Origin of the sequence: Streptomyces sp. NPDC088197 (assembly GCF_044741185.1) — a bacterium.
Taxonomy (GTDB): domain Bacteria; phylum Actinomycetota; class Actinomycetes; order Streptomycetales; family Streptomycetaceae; genus Actinacidiphila.
In genome coordinates, this window is sequence record NZ_JBIUSD010000001.1 from 1071065 (window position 1) to 1086386 (window position 15322).

A 15322-nucleotide genomic window follows, 5' to 3' on the forward strand; every position below is an offset into this window, starting at 1 on the left:
ACCAGACTTCCCGGCGCGCCCTTAAGTTTTGTCGCGATCCTGCCGCGATGTGTTGTCAGCCTAACCCGAACGTGTGAGGGGCGTCCCGGTGGTTGCCGGGGCGCCCCTCACGGGTGTGGTCGCGCGGGTGTGGCCGCGCCGGGTGTGTGCCGGGGGCCGGGGGTGTCAGTCCTCGCTGGGCGCGCTCGGCAGCTTGCTCTGGATGAGGTCCATCACCGTGGAGTCGGTGAGGGTGGTGACGTCGCCCAGCTCCCGGTTCTCCGCGACGTCGCGCAGCAGGCGGCGCATGATCTTGCCGGAGCGGGTCTTGGGCAGCTCGTTGACGATGAGGATCCGCTTGGGCTTGGCGATCGGGCCGAGCGCCTTGCCGACGTGGTCGCGCAGCGCGCCCGCGAGGTCCGCGCTGTCCTCCGCGGTGCCGCGCAGGATGACGAACGCCACGATGGCCTGCCCGGTGGTGGCGTCGGCGGCGCCGACGACGGCGGACTCGGCGACCTTCGGGTGCGAGACCAGCGCCGACTCGACCTCGGTGGTGGAGATGTTGTGGCCCGAGACGAGCATGACGTCGTCGACCCGGCCGAGCAGCCAGATGTCGCCGTCCTCGTCCTTCTTGGCGCCGTCGCCCGCGAAGTAGCGGCCGGGGAAACGGGACCAGTAGGTGTCGATGTAGCGCTGGTCGTCGCCCCAGATGGTGCGGAGCATCGACGGCCACGGCTCGGTGAGGACCAGGTAGCCGCCGGAGCCGTCCGGCACCTCGTTGGCCTCGTCGTCCACCACGGTCGCGGCGATGCCGGGCAGCGCGCGCTGCGCCGAGCCGGGCTTGGTCTCGGTGACGCCGGGCAGCGGGGAGATCATCATGGCGCCGGTCTCGGTCTGCCACCAGGTGTCCACGATCGGGGTCCTGCCGCCGCCGATGTGCTCGCGGTACCAGACCCACGCCTCGGGGTTGATCGGCTCGCCGACGCTGCCCAGCACGCGCAGGCTCGTCAGGTCGAACTTCGCGGGGATATCGTCGCCCCACTTCATGAACGTACGGATCGCGGTGGGCGCGGTGTAGAGCAGCGTGACGCCGTACTTCTGCACGATCTCCCAGAACCGGCCCTGGTGCGGGGTGTCCGGCGTGCCCTCGTAGATCACCTGGGTGGCGCCGTTGGAGAGCGGGCCGTAGACGATGTACGAGTGGCCGGTGACCCAGCCGATGTCGGCGGTGCACCAGTAGACGTCGGTCTCCGGCTTGAGGTCGAAGACCGCGTGGTGGGTGTAGCTGGCCTGGGTGAGGTAGCCGCCCGAGGTGTGCAGGATGCCCTTGGGCTTACCGGTGGTGCCGGAGGTGTAGAGGATGAACAGCGGGTGCTCGGCGTCGAAGGGCTGCGCGGTGTGCTCCGCGGACTGGCGCGCGGTGATCTCGTGCCACCACACGTCCCGGCCCTCGGTCCACTCCACGTCCTGTCCGGTGCGGCGCACCACCAGGACGTTGGTGACCTGCGGGGAGCGGGAGACGGCGTCGTCGATGGCGGGCTTGAGCGCGGACGGCTTGCCGCGCCGGTAGCCGCCGTCGGAGGTGATGACGAGCTTGGCGTCGGCGTCGGCGATCCGGGACGCGACGGCGTCGGCGGAGAAGCCGCCGAAGACCACCGAGTGCGCGGCGCCGATCCGGGCGCAGGCCAGCATCGCGATGACGGCCTCGGGGATCATCGGCAGGTAGACCGCGACCCGGTCGCCCTTCTCGACGCCCAGCTCGGTCAGCGCGTTGGCGGCGCGGGAGACCTCGTCCTTCAGCTCCGCGTAGGTGATGCTGCGGCTGTCGCCGGGCTCGCCCTCGAAGTGGATGGCGACCCGGTCGCCGTTCCCGGCTTCCACATGGCGGTCGACGCAGTTGTACGCGACATTCAGCTCACCGTCGGCGAACCACTTCGCGAACGGCGGGTTCGACCAGTCCAGGGTCTGCGTGGGCTCGGTGGCCCAGGTCAGACGGCGGGCCTGCTCGGCCCAGAACCCCAGCCGGTCGGCCGCCGCCTGCTCGTACGCGTCCGCCGTGACGTTGGCGGACGCCGCCAGTTCGGCCGGGGGAGCGAACCGCCGCTCCTCCTTCAGCAGGTTGGCCAGGCTCTCGTTGCTGCTCACGCCAGCTCCTTGTCAGGGTGTCCCACATGTCCCAGCACTACCTCACCAGTCCTGGGCCACCCTGACAATAGCTACCCGAAAAATGGTTTAGACCTTTGCGGCCTCCCGGGCGGTGTCCGGTGCGGCATCGGGCCCCACCGCCGCGAACACACTCGTCGAACCGTCCAGGATGTACGCCTGCGCCTCCGCGACATGGAAGTACATGCCGTGCAGTTGGAGCGTGCCCTCGCTGACCCGACGCGCCACGCAGGGGTGCGCCATCAGGTGTTCGAGCTGCTGCATCACATTGACCAGGCTCAGCCTTTCGAGGTCGTCGGCGACCGGCCGGTCCGCCAGCGCCACCTCGCCGCGGCCGAGTCTGCCGATCCGGTTGAGCCGCGCCAGGCTGGGGCGGCCGTGCCGCAGCCACCGGGCCAGCGGGGTCTGCGCGCCCGGCTCGTGGTCGGAGCCCAGCAGCGCCTGCATCGCGCCGCAGCCGGAGTGTCCGCAGACCGTGATGCTGGAGACCTGGAGCACGTCGACCGCGTACTCGACGGCGGCGGCCACCGAGTCGCAGGAGGCGTCGGAGCCGGGCGGCGGCATCAGATTGCCCACATTGCGCACCGTGAAGAGGTCACCGGGACCGCTTGAGGTGATCATGCTGGTGACCAGCCGGGAGTCCGCGCAGGTGAGGAAGAGCTGGCCGGGCCGCTGTCCTTCGCGGGCCAGCCGCGCCAGCTCCTCGCGGACCAGCGGCGCGGTGTTGCGCTGGAAGGCGCTGACGCCGCCGAGCAGTTGACCGCCGCTGGTGGCGGGCACGGTGCCGGAGCGGGTGCAGTGGTGGTTGCGCCACGGCGTCCAGGGGCGGCAGGCGTGCGCGCTCACCGGTTCGCTGACGGTCCGTCCGACCGCGTCGCCGAGCGTCGCGTGTCCGCCGCGCGAACGGTGCCTGGCGCACCAGGCGTTCAGCGCCTCGTAGGCCGCGTGGTCCATGAAGGAGCCGTCCAGCTCCACCACCGCGTTGGCCCCGTCGGGGACCTGGGCGAAGGCCCGGGTCAGCCGGGGCACCGCCAGGAACGTCAACTGGCCGGTGACCCGCACCCGGTGGCACTCCGGTTCCTCGGTGACGGTGATCCGCGTGTGCGTCAGGCGGCGCAGCGACAGGCACAGCGCGACCACGATCCCCACGATCACGCCCTGGAGCACACCGAACAGCACCACGGAGCCGAGCGTGGCCGCGTACACCGGGAATTCGCGGTGCCGCTGGACGTGTCTGATGTGCGCGAAGCTCACCATGCGGACGCCGACCAGCATCACCAGGGCGGCGAGCGCGGCCAGCGGGATCAGCTCCAGCGCCCAGGAGGCGAGCCCGGCGCAGAGCAGCACCCACACGCCGTGCATCACGGTGGCGCGGCGCGTCACGGCGCCCGCTTCGACATTGGCCGAGCCGCGGATCGCGCCGCCGGCCACCGGCAGGCCGCCGAGCAGGCCCGACACCATGTTGGCCGCGCCCTGGCCGAGCAGTTCGCGGTCGAGCTTGGCCGGCGGGGCGTGCGGTCCCGGCCGCCGGCCCTGGAGGGTGTCGATGGCGACCGCGGACAGCAGCGACTCCATGCTCGCGACCAGGGTGACGGTGAGCACGGCGGCGACCACTCCGAGGACCGGCCCCGTGGGCAGGGTGGGCAGCACGGGCGCGCTCCACGCGGGCAGATTCACCCGCGGCAGCGACAGACCCGCGCTTACGGCGGTGGCCAGGACGACCGCGGCCAGCGGCGCGGGGATCGCGCCGAGCAGCCGTCCCGCCCTGCCTCGCAGCCGCCGCCAGCCGAGCAGTACGGCGACGGTGATCGCGCCGATGGCGGGTGTGGCCGGGTTGGTGACCGCCAACTGGCCGGGCAGCGCGGTGATGTTGTCGAGGGCGGAGCTCTGCGGGCTGCCGCCGAGGACCACATGGAGCTGGCCGAGGGCGATGACCGTACCGATGCCCGCGAGCATGCCGTGGACGATCGCGGGACTGACCGCGAGCGCGGATCTGGCCACCCGCGCCATGCCGAGCACGAGCTGCGCGAGCCCGGCGAGCACCGTGATGGCGCAGGTGCTGCGCCAGCCGTAGCGGTGGACGAGATCGGCGGTGACCACGACCAGGCTGGTCGCGGCGCCGCTGACCTGGAGGGGCGCCCCGCCGAGCAGCCCGGCGACGATGCCGCCGACGACCGCGGCGACGAGGCCGGACTGGAGAGGCGCCCCGGTCGCCAGCGCGAGGCCGAGCGACAGCGGGACGGCGATCAGGAAGACCGTGATCGAAGCGGACAGATCGGACCGGTGGATTCTCTGCATAATTCCCGTCTCCTTCGGTGGGCGGCGGGACGTGATTGCGGAGCGTTATCGCTCGCTACTCTCAAGCGTCAGTAAATGGAGAGTAATCGACTGACTGCGGAGAGTGAAGTCCAGAGGTCTGATCGGGGCTTTATTTACTGCTATCGAGTGAATTGGCAGATAAACGGCCAGGTCGTTGCGGTCACGACAAGGTCGCATGTCACTTTTTGGGCAAATCCCTTTTTCTGTGATGTGAGGTACGAATGCACTCCCTGCGCAAGGCACCGGCGCTACTCGCCGTAGCCGCGCTGGCCGCGGGCGCGGTCGCGTGCTCCGCCGCCGGCGGCTCGGGCTCCGGATCAGCCGCCGGGTCCGGCACCGGCGCCGCCCCGGCCGTCGGCCGCGCCGAGCCCGGCAACGCGGGCACCCGCCCCGAAGCCGCGGCGCCCCACGCCGGCCGGCTCATCGGCGACGGCTCGACCGCCGACACCGGCCCGCAGCCCCATCAGCCGGTCTTCGCGCGCCTGAAGCCGGGGGAGCGACCGCCGCAGCTCGTCGTGTTCTCCTGGGACGGCGCGGGCGAGGACAGCCAGAAGCTCTTCTCGCACTTCCGCGAGGTCGGCGAGCGCTACAACGCGGCGATGACGTACTTCCTCAGCGGCGTCTACCTGCTGCCCGGCGACCACAAGGACGTCTACGCCCCGCCCAAGCACCCGCGCGGCGCCTCCGACATCGGCTTCAACGACCGCCAGGGCATCACCGACACCCTGCGCGAACTGCGCCTCGCCTGGCAGAACGGCAGCGAGATCGGCACCCACTTCAACGGCCACTTCTGCGGTCCCAACGGCGGCGTCGGCACCTGGTCGAGCGACGAGTGGTCCAGCGAGATCCAGCAGGCCGAGGGCTTCGTGAAGAACTGGAAGACCAACTCCGGCCTCACCAAGCTCGACCCGTTGCCTTTCGACTACAGCAAGGAACTGGTCGGCGGGCGCGCCCCGTGCCTGGAGGGCCAGCACAATCTCATCCCGGCCGCCAAGGCCGCGGGCTTCCGCTACGACGCCAGCTCGATCGGCGGCCGGCAGACCTGGCCCTCCAAGATCGACGGCGTCTGGGACTTCCCGCTCCAGGACATCCCGGTGCCGGGACGCGCCTTCGAGACGCTCTCCATGGACTACAACTTCCTCGCCAACCAGTCGGGCACCGTGCACGGCGACCCCGCCAAGCAGGCCGCCTGGGGCAAGCAGATGCACGACGGACTGGCCGCCGCCTTCGAGCGCGCCTACAACGGCAACCGCGCCCCGCTCTTCATCGGCGACCACTTCGAGTCCTGGAACGGCGGCGTCTACATGAAGGCCGTCGAGGACACCGTCAAGGAGGTCTGCGGCAAGGAAGGCGTGCGCTGCGTCAGTTTCAAGCAGGTCGCGGACTGGATGGACGCGCAGGACCCTGCGGTGCTCGCGCGGCTGCGGACGCTGGACGTCGGCCAGGCGCCCAAGGACGGCTGGAACACCTTCATGGGCGGAGCGCCCGCCGCCACGACGGCGGGCGGTCCCGAGCGGATCAGGCCGGCTGTGCGCTAGCGGCCGCAGCGGGGCGGGGCAACTGCTCGTCCTGTTCCCGTTCGCCGAGTACGAAGTCGGGGTCGACCTGCGCCGCCAGGTCGGCGCCCGTCTTCGCGTTTCCCCAGCTCTCCGCGTTCTTGAGGTGGAAGTGCACCATCTGCTGGGTGTAGCGCGCCCAGTCCCTGCGCTCGTACGTGGCGTCCGCCCGTTCGTGCAGCGTGCGCAGCGCGCGGCGGTTGTCCTCCTCCAGCCGCGCGAACCGCGGCGGCCTGCCCTTCTCCATCGCGCGCACCCAGTCCGAGTGCCCGACGGTGACCAGCAGGTCGTCGCCGACCTCTGCGCGCAAGAAGGCCAGGTCGTCCGCGTCCCGCACCTTGTTGCCGACGACCGCGAGATCGACGCCGAAGTCGCGGGCGTACTCCTTGTACTGGCGGTAGACGGCCACACCCTTGCGGGTCGGCTCGGCGACCAGGAACGTCATGTCGAAGCGGGTGAACATCCCGGAGGCGAAGGAGTCGCTGCCCGCCGTCATGTCCACGACCAGGTATTCGTCGCGGCCGTCCACCAGGTGGTTCAGGCAGAGTTCGACCGCGCCGACCTTGGAGTGGTAGCAGGCGACGCCGAGATCGGACTCGTTGAAGGGGCCGGTGACCATCAGCCGCACCGTGTCGCCCCCGGTGTTCCCCGCGCTCTCTGTGTCCCCGTCGTCTCCGTGGCCTCGGTCCAGGTGCACGGTGCGCGCGCAGGCCGCGTAGACGGGGTTGTCCTCGACCAGCCGCAGCAGCCGGGATCCGTGGCCGGGCGGGGTGGTCTTGATCATGGTCTCGGCGGAGGCGATCCGGGGGTTGGCACCGCGCAGGTATTCCTTGATCTCCGGCAGGTGCGCGCCGAGCGCGGGCAGCGCGGCGGCGTCGTCCTCCGCCAGCCCGAGCGCCGGGCCGAGGTGCTGGTTGATGTCCGCGTCGATCGCGACGACCGGCGCGCGGGAGGCGGCGAGATGGCGGATGAAGAGGGAGGACAGCGTGGTCTTGCCGCTGCCGCCCTTCCCGACGAAAGCGATCTTCATGTTCGCCAAGAGTAGTGGCACGGATACGGATCGTGAGCGTTTGGAGTGGGGAAGGCCACTCTTTCGGGGTCGTTCCGCGGGTTGGGGGGTGGCTAGGGTCGGAACCATGGCTACGAACGCTGATCCCGCTCCCGCCGCCGGTCGGACGGACCCGATGGCTGTCCTCGGCGCGCTGCCGGGCGTACCCGAATCGGTGGACGCCGTACGGCAGGCGGTGGACAAGGTCTACGGGCACCGGGTGATGCGGCGCCGCTCCACCGAGGTCACATCGGAGGCGGCGCTGCGCGGTGCCCGCGGGTCCGCGGCGCTGGCCGGCGCCGACTGGCCGCTGGAGGAGGTGCGCAGGCGCAGCGACTTCTCGGCCGACGAGCAGGCGCGTACGGTCGGCGCGGCGCTGCGGCTGACCGCCGAGGCCGGTCAACTGCTCAGTGTCTGGCGGCAGTCGCCCGTGCAGGCGCTCGCCCGGCTGCACCTGGTGGCGGCGGGCGGAGTGGCGGACGAGCGGACGGTGGGCCGCCCGCGGCGGGCAGGGGAGCCGGTGGACGAGCCGCTGGTCGAGATCGCCGAGATCCCGCTGCCCGACCCCGCCGAGGTCGCCGCCCGGCTGGACGGTCTGACCGGCCTGCTGCGGGCGGGCACCGACGCGCCCGCGCTGGTCGTCGGCGCGGTCGTGCACGGCGAATTGCTGTGCCTGCGGCCCTTCGGCTCCTTCAACGGGCCGGTCGCGCGGGCCGCCGAGCGGATCGTGCTGGTCGGCAGCGGTCTCGACCCGAAGTCGATCTGTCCGGCCGAGGTCGGTCACGCGGAGTTGGGCCGGGCCGGTTATCTCAAGGCGCTGGAGGGATACGCGTCCGGTACTCCGGAAGGCATGGTCCAGTGGATCAGCCATTGCGGGCGGGCACTGGAACTCGGGGTCCGCGAAAGTGTCGCGGTGTGCGAAGCGCTTCAGCGGGGCGCCGCCTGAGCGGTCGACCGCCGGATGTGTGGTGGCTGAAAAGAGATGCGGCGGCACCTTGAGGTGCCGCCGCTGCCATGTCCGTCAAGTTACCAGTGCGTGCACGGTAATTGCCGATCAGGCCGGGATCTTCGCCCGTCACCTGGTGCGGCTGGCCCGATAAGCGGGTCGGCTCCGCGTGGGTGCCTGACTTCCATGCTCGGTCCGTGGGGCCTGGTGCTGTGAACTGCGGTCTTCCTCTCGGAACTCCGTGGTCTCGCGGGCCGCTACGTCCTTTGTACCGCCGTGGGAGGCGCAGGGGAACCCCTCGCCCGACTTCTTTACTTTTCGGATCAATCAGGACATAAGGGCGGGTCGACGGCGTCGGGACGCCAGCCACACCAGCCCGGCCGTCGCAGCCGCCGCCCCCACGGCAGCCGCCGCGAGCACCGGCCGGGGCGGCATCGACAGCGACGGAATCCGCTGTCTCAGCCGCACGGGACGGCTGAAAGTCAGCACTGGCCAGTCACGTGAGACGGCCTCCTTGCGCAGCGCCCGGTCGGGATTGACCGCGTACGGATGACCGACCGACTCCAGCATCGGGATGTCGGTCACCGAATCGCTGTACGCGAAGGACCGCTCCAGGTCGTAGCCCTCCGACTTCGCCAGCTCGGCGATGGCGTCCGCTTTTGCGGGACCGTAGACGTAGTGCTCGATCTCCCCGTTGTACGCGCCGTCCTCCACGACCATCCGTGTGGCTACGACATGGTCGGCACCCAGCATCGCGCCGATCGGCTGGACCACCTCGGAGCCGGAGGCGCTGACGATCACCACGTCGCGGCCCGCGGCGTGGTGCTCCTCGATCAGCGAGGCCGCCTCGTCGTAGATGATCGGGTCGATCAGGTCATGCAGCGTCTCCGCCACGATCTCCCGCACCTGCTGGACATTCCAGCCCCGGCACAGCTCGGAGAGGTATTTGCGCATACCTTCCATCTGGTCGTGATCCGCGCCACCGACCAAGTACACGAACTGGGCATATGCGGTACGCAATACCGCACGTCTGTTGATGAGACCGCCCTGGTAGAAGGAGCGCCCGAAGGCGAGCGTGCTGGACTTGGCGATCACGGTCTTGTCGAGATCGAAGAACGCCGCGGTGCGCGGTGGCAGGTGGTTTTCCACGTGACGAGCATAGGCAACCACCATTCGGCGTAAGCTCGGGCGTGTGGGTTTGCCTGAGAAGGGCTTCGGGTACACCATGGAAGTCACGGATCGTTCGCGACCGTGCTAACCCGGTCTGGCTCCTCCCCCCCCGAGTCGGACCGTGGGGACGACCCCCGCTCTCCCCCCCGGCGGGGGTCGTCGCATGTCCGGATGCCTTTTCCCGGTTCTCGCGACGTCCTTCCACTCGCATCCTCATGTCGTTCCCCCTCGCGTGCGGCACGGCTGTGATGCGTACGACGTGTGACGGTCCGTAATCGTTGCCAGGCGTCGGCGAACTCACCCGTGAGAGTGGCGGAGTTATCCACAATCGCTGAGTTGTCCACAGATTCCGACCAAGATCATCTCAATTCTCCTGTCTGCCCCAACCTGATCGCAGGCGATGCACACCGGTGCTCGCGTCAGAAGCGACGGGGGACAGGAAATGACGGGATCGACGACACCCGACCAGCGGCCGACCGCCATCGAAGGGCCGGCCGGCCCGCTGATTGTCACCGAGGACGAAACGCTCCTCGACGACCTGCTGCGGCTGTGCGCCGCGGCCGGTACCGAACCGGAGGTGGTCTTCACCGCGCCCCCGCGCGCGACGAGTTGGGACACCGCGCCCCTCGTCCTGGTCGGCGCCGAGGCCACCTCGCGGGTCCAGGACACCGTCCGCCGCAAGGGAGTTCTGGTCGTCGGGCGTGATCTGCACGACCACGACGTGTGGCGCAGAGCCGTCGCGATCGGCGCCGACCATGTCCTCTTCCTGCCCGACGCCGAGACCTGGCTGGTCGACCGCATCGCCGACATCGCCGAAGGCGTGAGCGAACCCGCCCTGACCGTAGGGGTGGTGGGCGGCCGGGGCGGCGCGGGCGCCAGCACGTTGGCCTGCGCGCTCGCCGTCACCGCGGCCGGTACGGGCAGGCGCACCATGCTCATCGACGGCGATCCGCTCGGCGGCGGCCTCGACATCCTGCTCGGCGCCGAGCGCGTCGGCGGCCTGCGCTGGCCCGACCTCGCCGACTCACGGGGCCGCGTCAACAGCGGGGCACTGGAGGAATCCCTGCCCAGGCTCGACGCGTTGAGCGTCCTGAGCTGGGACCGCGGCGACTCCGTGCTCATCCCGCCCCAGGCCATGCGGTCCGTGCTCGGCGCCGCCCGCCGCCGCGGCGGAGTCGTCGTGGTCGACCTGCCACGGCGCGTGGACGACGCGGTCGCCGAGACCCTCGCCCAGATCGACGTCGGACTCCTCGTCGTACCCGCAGAGTTGCGGGCGGTCGCCGCGGCCACCCGCGTCGCCGCGGCGGTCGGCATGGTCCTCAAGGACCTGCGCGTCGTCGCCCGCGGCCCCTTCGCCTCCGGCCTCGCCGACGACGAGATCGCCCGTCTCGTCGGCCTGCCGCTGGCGGGCCAACTCCCTCCGGAACCAGGCTTGTCGGACGCCCTGTCCGGCAGCGGACCACCGGGCTCCGCGAGCCGCGGCCCGCTCGCCCGCTTCTGCGCCGCCTTCCTCGCCCAGGCCCAGCCAAGCGGCGGGAGCGTGACGGTATGAACGCCGAACTCCTCGACGCCGTACGGCTGCACCTCGCGGAACACGGCGGCGAGCCCACCCCGGCACGCGTGGCCGCGGCGCTGCGCGCCCGCGGACGCCTGCTCGGCGACAGCGAAGTCCTCGACGTGGTCGCGGCGCTGCGTTCCGAACTCGTCGGCGCGGGACCGCTGGAGCCGCTGCTCGCCGACCCCGCCGTCACCGACATCCTCGTCAACGCACCCGACCAGGTGTGGATCGACCGCGGCAGCGGTCTCGAACGCGCCGCCGTCCGCTTCACCGACACCACCGCCGTGCGCAGGCTCGCCCAGCGCCTCGCGACCACCGCCGACCGCCGCCTGGACGACGCCCACCCGTGGGTCGACGCCCGACTGCCCGACGGCACCCGGCTGCACGCCGTCCTGCCGCCGGTCGTGGTCGGCTCGCCGTGCCTGTCGCTGCGCGTGGTGCGGGCCCGCGCCTTCACCCTCGCCGAACTCGTCGCGGCCGGGACGCTCGACACCGAGACCGCCCGGCTGCTGCGCGCGGTCCTCGACGCCCGGCTGTCGTTCATGATCAGCGGCGGCACCGGGTCGGGCAAGACCACACTCCTGAGCTGCCTGCTCGGCCTCGTCGACCCCGCGGCCCGCATCGTCCTGGCCGAGGACTCCGCCGAATTGCGCCCCGACCACCCGCACGTCGTCCGCCTGGAGACCCGCCCCGCCAACCAGGAGGGCGCGGGACACGTCACCCTGCGGGACCTCGTCCGCCAGGCGCTGCGCATGCGCCCCGACCGGCTCGTGGTCGGCGAGGTCCGCGGCGCCGAGGTCACCGACCTGCTGAGCGCGCTGAACACCGGCCACGAAGGCGGCTGCGGCACCGTCCACGCCAACGCCGCCGCCGACGTCCCGGCCCGCCTCGAAGCCCTCGGCTCCACCGCGGGCCTCGACCGGGCCGCCCTGCACAGCCAGTTGGCCGCCGCACTCGCCGTCGTCATCCACCTCGCCCGCGACAGCTCCGGCCTGCGCCGCCTCGCCGAGATCCACGTACTCAAACGGGGCTCCGACGGCCTGGTCGCCACCGTGCCCGCCCTGCTCCGCGACGCCCGCGGCCACCACGAACGCGGCCCCGGCTGGGACCGGTTGGCGGCACTGTGCTCGGCAGGTGCGTCATGAGCGCCCTGCTTTCTCAACCTGATGTCGTGCGAGCTGCCGCCCGGCGTGGTGTTTCTGTTGCTCGCGGGGGTTCGCTGGCGCGCCTCGAATCCCCCTGGCCTGGGCTGCGAGCTGCGGGTCGCGCATCGCTGGGCAGGTGCGTCATGAGCGCCCCGGTCTCTCCACCTTCGGTCGTCGGGGCCGCCACCCGGCGTGCTGTTCCGGCGGGCGTGGGGGTTCGCTGGTACTGCGGTCCGGGCCGTGAGCCGGCGGTCGGACATCGCCGGGCAGGCGCGTCATGAGCGCGGCGACCTTTCAGCCCTCGGTCGTGTGGGCCGCTGCCCTCTGCGCTGGCTTGGCCCTCCTCATGACGCGCTGGCGCACCTCCGATCCTCGCCGCCGGGCGCGCGATCTGCTGATCGGACCAGGACCCGAAGAGGTGGGGGAGGGCGAGCGGGGACCGGTCACCGGCGAGCAGCGGGCGAATCCGCTGGCACGGCTGAGGAAGGCGGGGGAGACGGCTCGCGGCGAGTGGGCGATCCGGCTTGCGCGGTGGCGCGACGGACGGACGGCGGGCCGTCGTCGGGCGTGGGAGCCGCTGCGGATCGCCGCACGGTTCGCCGGTCGGCGCGGCCGGGTCGGGCCCGAGGCGGTGTGCCTGCCGGTGGGCGGTGGGCTGGGGCTGCTGACGGGATCGGTACTGCCGGTGGTCGCGGGCGCCGTGGCGGTGCCGCTGGTGGGGCGGGCGTTGCGACGGAGGGGCGAGCGGGCGGCGGCCGAGCGCGGGGCGGTCGCGGTGAGCGCGCTGTGCGGCACCGTGGCCGGAGACCTCAGGGCCGGACGGCCACCGCACGCGGCGCTGACCGACGCGGTCGAGTCGGCGGGCTGGCCCGCCTCGCCCGACCTCGCCGACGCGGCACGAATGGTGCTGTCGGCGGCCAGATTCGGCGGCGACGTGCCGCACGCGCTGCGGGAGGCGTCCCGGCTCGGCGCGGGGACGCACGGGCTCGCCGCGGTCGCCGCCTGCTGGCAGGTCGCGGTGGACGGCGGCGCAGGACTGGCCGCCGCGCTCGACCGGGTCGCCGCGGCGCTACGGGCGGACACCGATCAACGCGACGACCTGCGCGCCCAGTTGGCGGGTCCGAGGTCCACGTCGGTGCTGCTCGCGCTGCTGCCGCTGTTCGGCGTCGTGCTCGGCGCGGGCCTGGGCGCCGACCCCTCAAGAGTGCTGCTGCACACCCCGGCGGGACTGCTCTGCCTGGTCACGGGCGGCTGCCTGGAGTGGGCGGGGCTCGCGTGGACGGCGCGGATCATCCGCGCGGCGGAGGGCGGACCGACGGCGGCCAGAACTCGGCCCCCCGGTCCTGCGAAGGGCGCTTCGACGGCCGCCGTTTCCGTGAGGGACGGTTCCTCGGGGGGCGGCTCTCCAGCGGCCCGTGGCGCGGTGCTCGATTCCGCGGTGGCTGGCCGGGGAAAGGCGGCGAGCCCGACGGGGTCGCGGGACCGGGGACGGCCGTGAACGCCGGGAGTGTCCACAGCCTGGGGACAGCCCTCGTGGCGCTCGCGTTGGTGGCGGCTGCGGTGGCCGCCGTCGGCGGGGCGCTGGCCGCGGCGCGGAGGGAGAGATCGGCGGCGCGGCGGCTGCGCGTGGCGCTGGGGACCGGGCGGTCGCGGAGGTCCCCCCGGCGGGCGCTCCGGCGGCTCAGGGGACCGCTGCGCGACTGGGGTCCGCCGGTCGCGGCCGGGCTGGGGGCCGCGACGTTGATCAGCGGGGTGCTGGGCGGCCTGGTGGGGGTCCTCACGGCCCTCGGGGTCAGGAGATCACTCCGGGGGCGGCAGAACGCCACAGAGAGCTCCGGGGTGGACGAGGAGCCCGATCCGTCGGAACTCCCGCTCTGCGCGGACCTGATGGCCGCCTGCCTCGCCGCCGGGGCGTCACCCGGAGAAGCGGCGGGCGCCGTGGGCCGGTCGTTGGCCGGGCCGCTCGGGACCGCGCTGATACGGGTCAGGGCCGAGCTGCGGCTGGGCGGCGACCCGGCGGAGTGCTGGCAGCGGTTCGGACGCCTGGCCGCCGCCCGCGAGATGGGGCGCTGCCTGGCCCGCGCCTCCACGACGGGCAGCGCACCGGTCGCGGAGATGTCCCGGCTGGCCGCGGACTACCGGGCCGCGTACGCCCGTTCGGCACTCGCCAGGGCCCGGCGGGCCGCGGTGCACGCCACCGCGCCCCTGGGGGTCTGCTTCCTCCCGGCCTTCCTGCTGGTCGGCGTCGCCCCCGTGGTGATGGGCCTGGCGGGCACCGTCCTCGGCCGCACGGGCTGACGCCCCGCCCCGGACTGCCCGCGCCCGACGCACCACCCGAAGCGAACGACTCGAACACCCATGTCCACACGCACACCCACACGCACATCCACGACACCAGGAGATCCCGATGACGCATCAGACGATGGACCAGCACCTCGCCCGGACGGCCCAGCCGGCCCTGGCGAAATCGATCAACTCGATCAACTCGAAGAACGCGCCCGGTGCGAGGGCCTCGGCTCCGCCCGCGCTCCGGGTGCCGCCGGTGCCGCGCGCGGTTCGTCTGGCGCGGGCCGAGCGGCGGCGGTGGGTCGCCCGGATGCGGCGGAGGGCGGCGCGGTACAGGGACGTGAGCCGTACGGCGGCGGAGGCGGGGATGAGCACGGCCGAGTACGCGGTGGGGACGATCGCGGCGTGCGGGTTCGCGGCGGTGCTCTACAAGATCGTGACGAGCGGGCCGGTGCGCTCCGCGTTGACCGGCGTGATCGTGAAGGCACTCCATGTGCCGTTCTGAGCGGGGCCGCCCGCCGCGCGAGCAGGGGTATGTGACGGCGGAGGCCGCCATGGTGATCCCGATGCTGGTGGCGCTCACCGCCGCCCTGATCTGGGGCCTGATGGCGGCCGCGGCGCAGGTGCGGTGCGTGGACGCGGCGCGGGCGGGGGCGCGTGCCGCGGCGCGCTCCGAAGCGCCGGGCGAGGTGCTGCGGGTGGCGCGGGAGGCCGCGCCGTCCGGAGCGCTGGTCGGCGTGGAGCGGTCGGGCGACCTGATCCGGGTCCGGGTCACCGTCCCGGCGCCGCGCTTCCCCGTCACCCTGCGGGCCGAGGCCGTCGCGCTCGCCGAGGACGCCGTGGGCGGGGGTGGGCAACCGTGAAGGTCCCCGCGCCCCGCGGGGACCGGGGCTCCGCCACCGTGTGGTCACTGGGGCTGATCGCCGTGCTGGGCGCGGTCTTCGCCGCCGTGCTCTTCATGGACGAGGCGGTCATCGCCCGGCACCGGGCGGGCGGCGCCGCGGATCTGGCGGCGCTCGCCGCGGCCGACCACGCGCTGGAGGGCCGTACGCGGGCCTGCGGGCTGGCGGCCGAGGTGGCGGCGGCGCAGGGGGCCCGGCTGGTGAGCTGCGTGGTGGCGGGCGAGATCTCCGACGTCACCGCGGAGGTCGA

Annotated in this window: 12 protein-coding genes and 1 pseudogene; 9 read left to right on the plus strand and 4 right to left on the minus strand. The window is 72.5% G+C overall.

The window, feature by feature from the left end:
- Positions 1–165: 165 nt before the first annotated feature.
- Both acs and ACIOC1_RS04695 read right to left on the minus strand, forming a co-directional pair.
- Complete coding sequence (gene acs / locus ACIOC1_RS04690; RefSeq protein ID WP_355346164.1) at positions 166–2124, minus strand: acetate--CoA ligase; 1959 nt, start codon at positions 2122–2124, stop codon at positions 166–168.
- Positions 2125–2211: 87 nt separating this feature from the next.
- Positions 2212–4440: a SulP family inorganic anion transporter gene (locus ACIOC1_RS04695; protein WP_355346161.1), complete on the minus strand. Its 2229-nt coding sequence runs from the start codon at positions 4438–4440 to the stop codon at positions 2212–2214.
- Positions 4441–4682: 242 nt separating this feature from the next.
- On the opposite strand from ACIOC1_RS04695, the gene ACIOC1_RS04700 reads away from it, so the two are divergent.
- Entirely contained in the window at positions 4683–5999 is a 1317-nt protein-coding gene (locus tag ACIOC1_RS04700) for a hypothetical protein (protein WP_401851892.1), read from the plus strand.
- Here the strand turns inward: ACIOC1_RS04700 and ACIOC1_RS04705 are convergent.
- Positions 5980–7047: an ATP-binding protein gene (locus tag ACIOC1_RS04705; protein ID WP_401851894.1), complete on the minus strand. Its 1068-nt coding sequence runs from the start codon at positions 7045–7047 to the stop codon at positions 5980–5982. The genes ACIOC1_RS04700 and ACIOC1_RS04705 overlap by 20 nt on opposite strands.
- A 106-nt stretch (positions 7048–7153) precedes the next feature.
- On the opposite strand from ACIOC1_RS04705, the gene ACIOC1_RS04710 reads away from it, so the two are divergent.
- Positions 7154–8011, plus strand: coding sequence for an oxidoreductase (locus ACIOC1_RS04710; protein WP_401851896.1), 858 nt, complete (start codon positions 7154–7156; stop codon positions 8009–8011).
- A 327-nt stretch (positions 8012–8338) separates the two neighbouring features.
- Here ACIOC1_RS04710 and ACIOC1_RS04715 read toward each other — a convergent pair whose 3' ends face one another.
- Positions 8339–9184, minus strand: a complete 846-nt coding sequence (locus ACIOC1_RS04715) for an HAD family hydrolase (RefSeq protein WP_355346325.1) — start codon at positions 9182–9184, stop codon at positions 8339–8341.
- A 439-nt stretch (positions 9185–9623) separates the two neighbouring features.
- Between ACIOC1_RS04715 and ssd the strand changes: the two genes are divergently transcribed.
- The 7 genes and pseudogenes from ssd to ACIOC1_RS04750 all read left to right on the plus strand — a co-directional run.
- Positions 9624–10733, plus strand: a complete 1110-nt coding sequence (gene ssd / locus ACIOC1_RS04720) for a septum site-determining protein Ssd (protein ID WP_401851898.1) — start codon at positions 9624–9626, stop codon at positions 10731–10733.
- Entirely contained in the window at positions 10730–11884 is a 1155-nt protein-coding gene (locus tag ACIOC1_RS04725; RefSeq protein WP_401851900.1) for a TadA family conjugal transfer-associated ATPase, read from the plus strand. Before ssd ends, ACIOC1_RS04725 begins: the two co-directional genes overlap by 4 nt.
- A gap of 346 nt (positions 11885–12230) precedes the next feature.
- A complete protein-coding gene (locus ACIOC1_RS04730; RefSeq protein WP_401851902.1) occupies positions 12231–13382 on the plus strand; it encodes a type II secretion system F family protein in 1152 nt (383 codons plus the stop codon).
- 35 nt (positions 13383–13417) lie between these two features.
- Positions 13418–14182: a type II secretion system F family protein gene (locus tag ACIOC1_RS04735; protein ID WP_401851905.1), complete on the plus strand. Its 765-nt coding sequence runs from the start codon at positions 13418–13420 to the stop codon at positions 14180–14182.
- A 109-nt stretch (positions 14183–14291) separates the two neighbouring features.
- Positions 14292–14675 (plus strand): DUF4244 domain-containing protein, encoded by a 384-nt coding sequence (locus ACIOC1_RS04740; protein ID WP_401851907.1) that lies wholly within the window; start codon positions 14292–14294, stop codon positions 14673–14675.
- On the plus strand, positions 14662–15033 hold the full coding sequence (locus ACIOC1_RS04745; protein WP_401851910.1) for a TadE family type IV pilus minor pilin: 372 nt from the start codon (positions 14662–14664) through the stop codon (positions 15031–15033). The genes ACIOC1_RS04740 and ACIOC1_RS04745 overlap by 14 nt, the downstream gene beginning before the upstream one ends.
- A gap of 62 nt (positions 15034–15095) precedes the next feature.
- Positions 15096–15281 (plus strand): annotated as a pseudogene (locus ACIOC1_RS04750) (Rv3654c family TadE-like protein); the annotation flags it as partial.
- Positions 15282–15322: the final 41 nt, after the last annotated feature.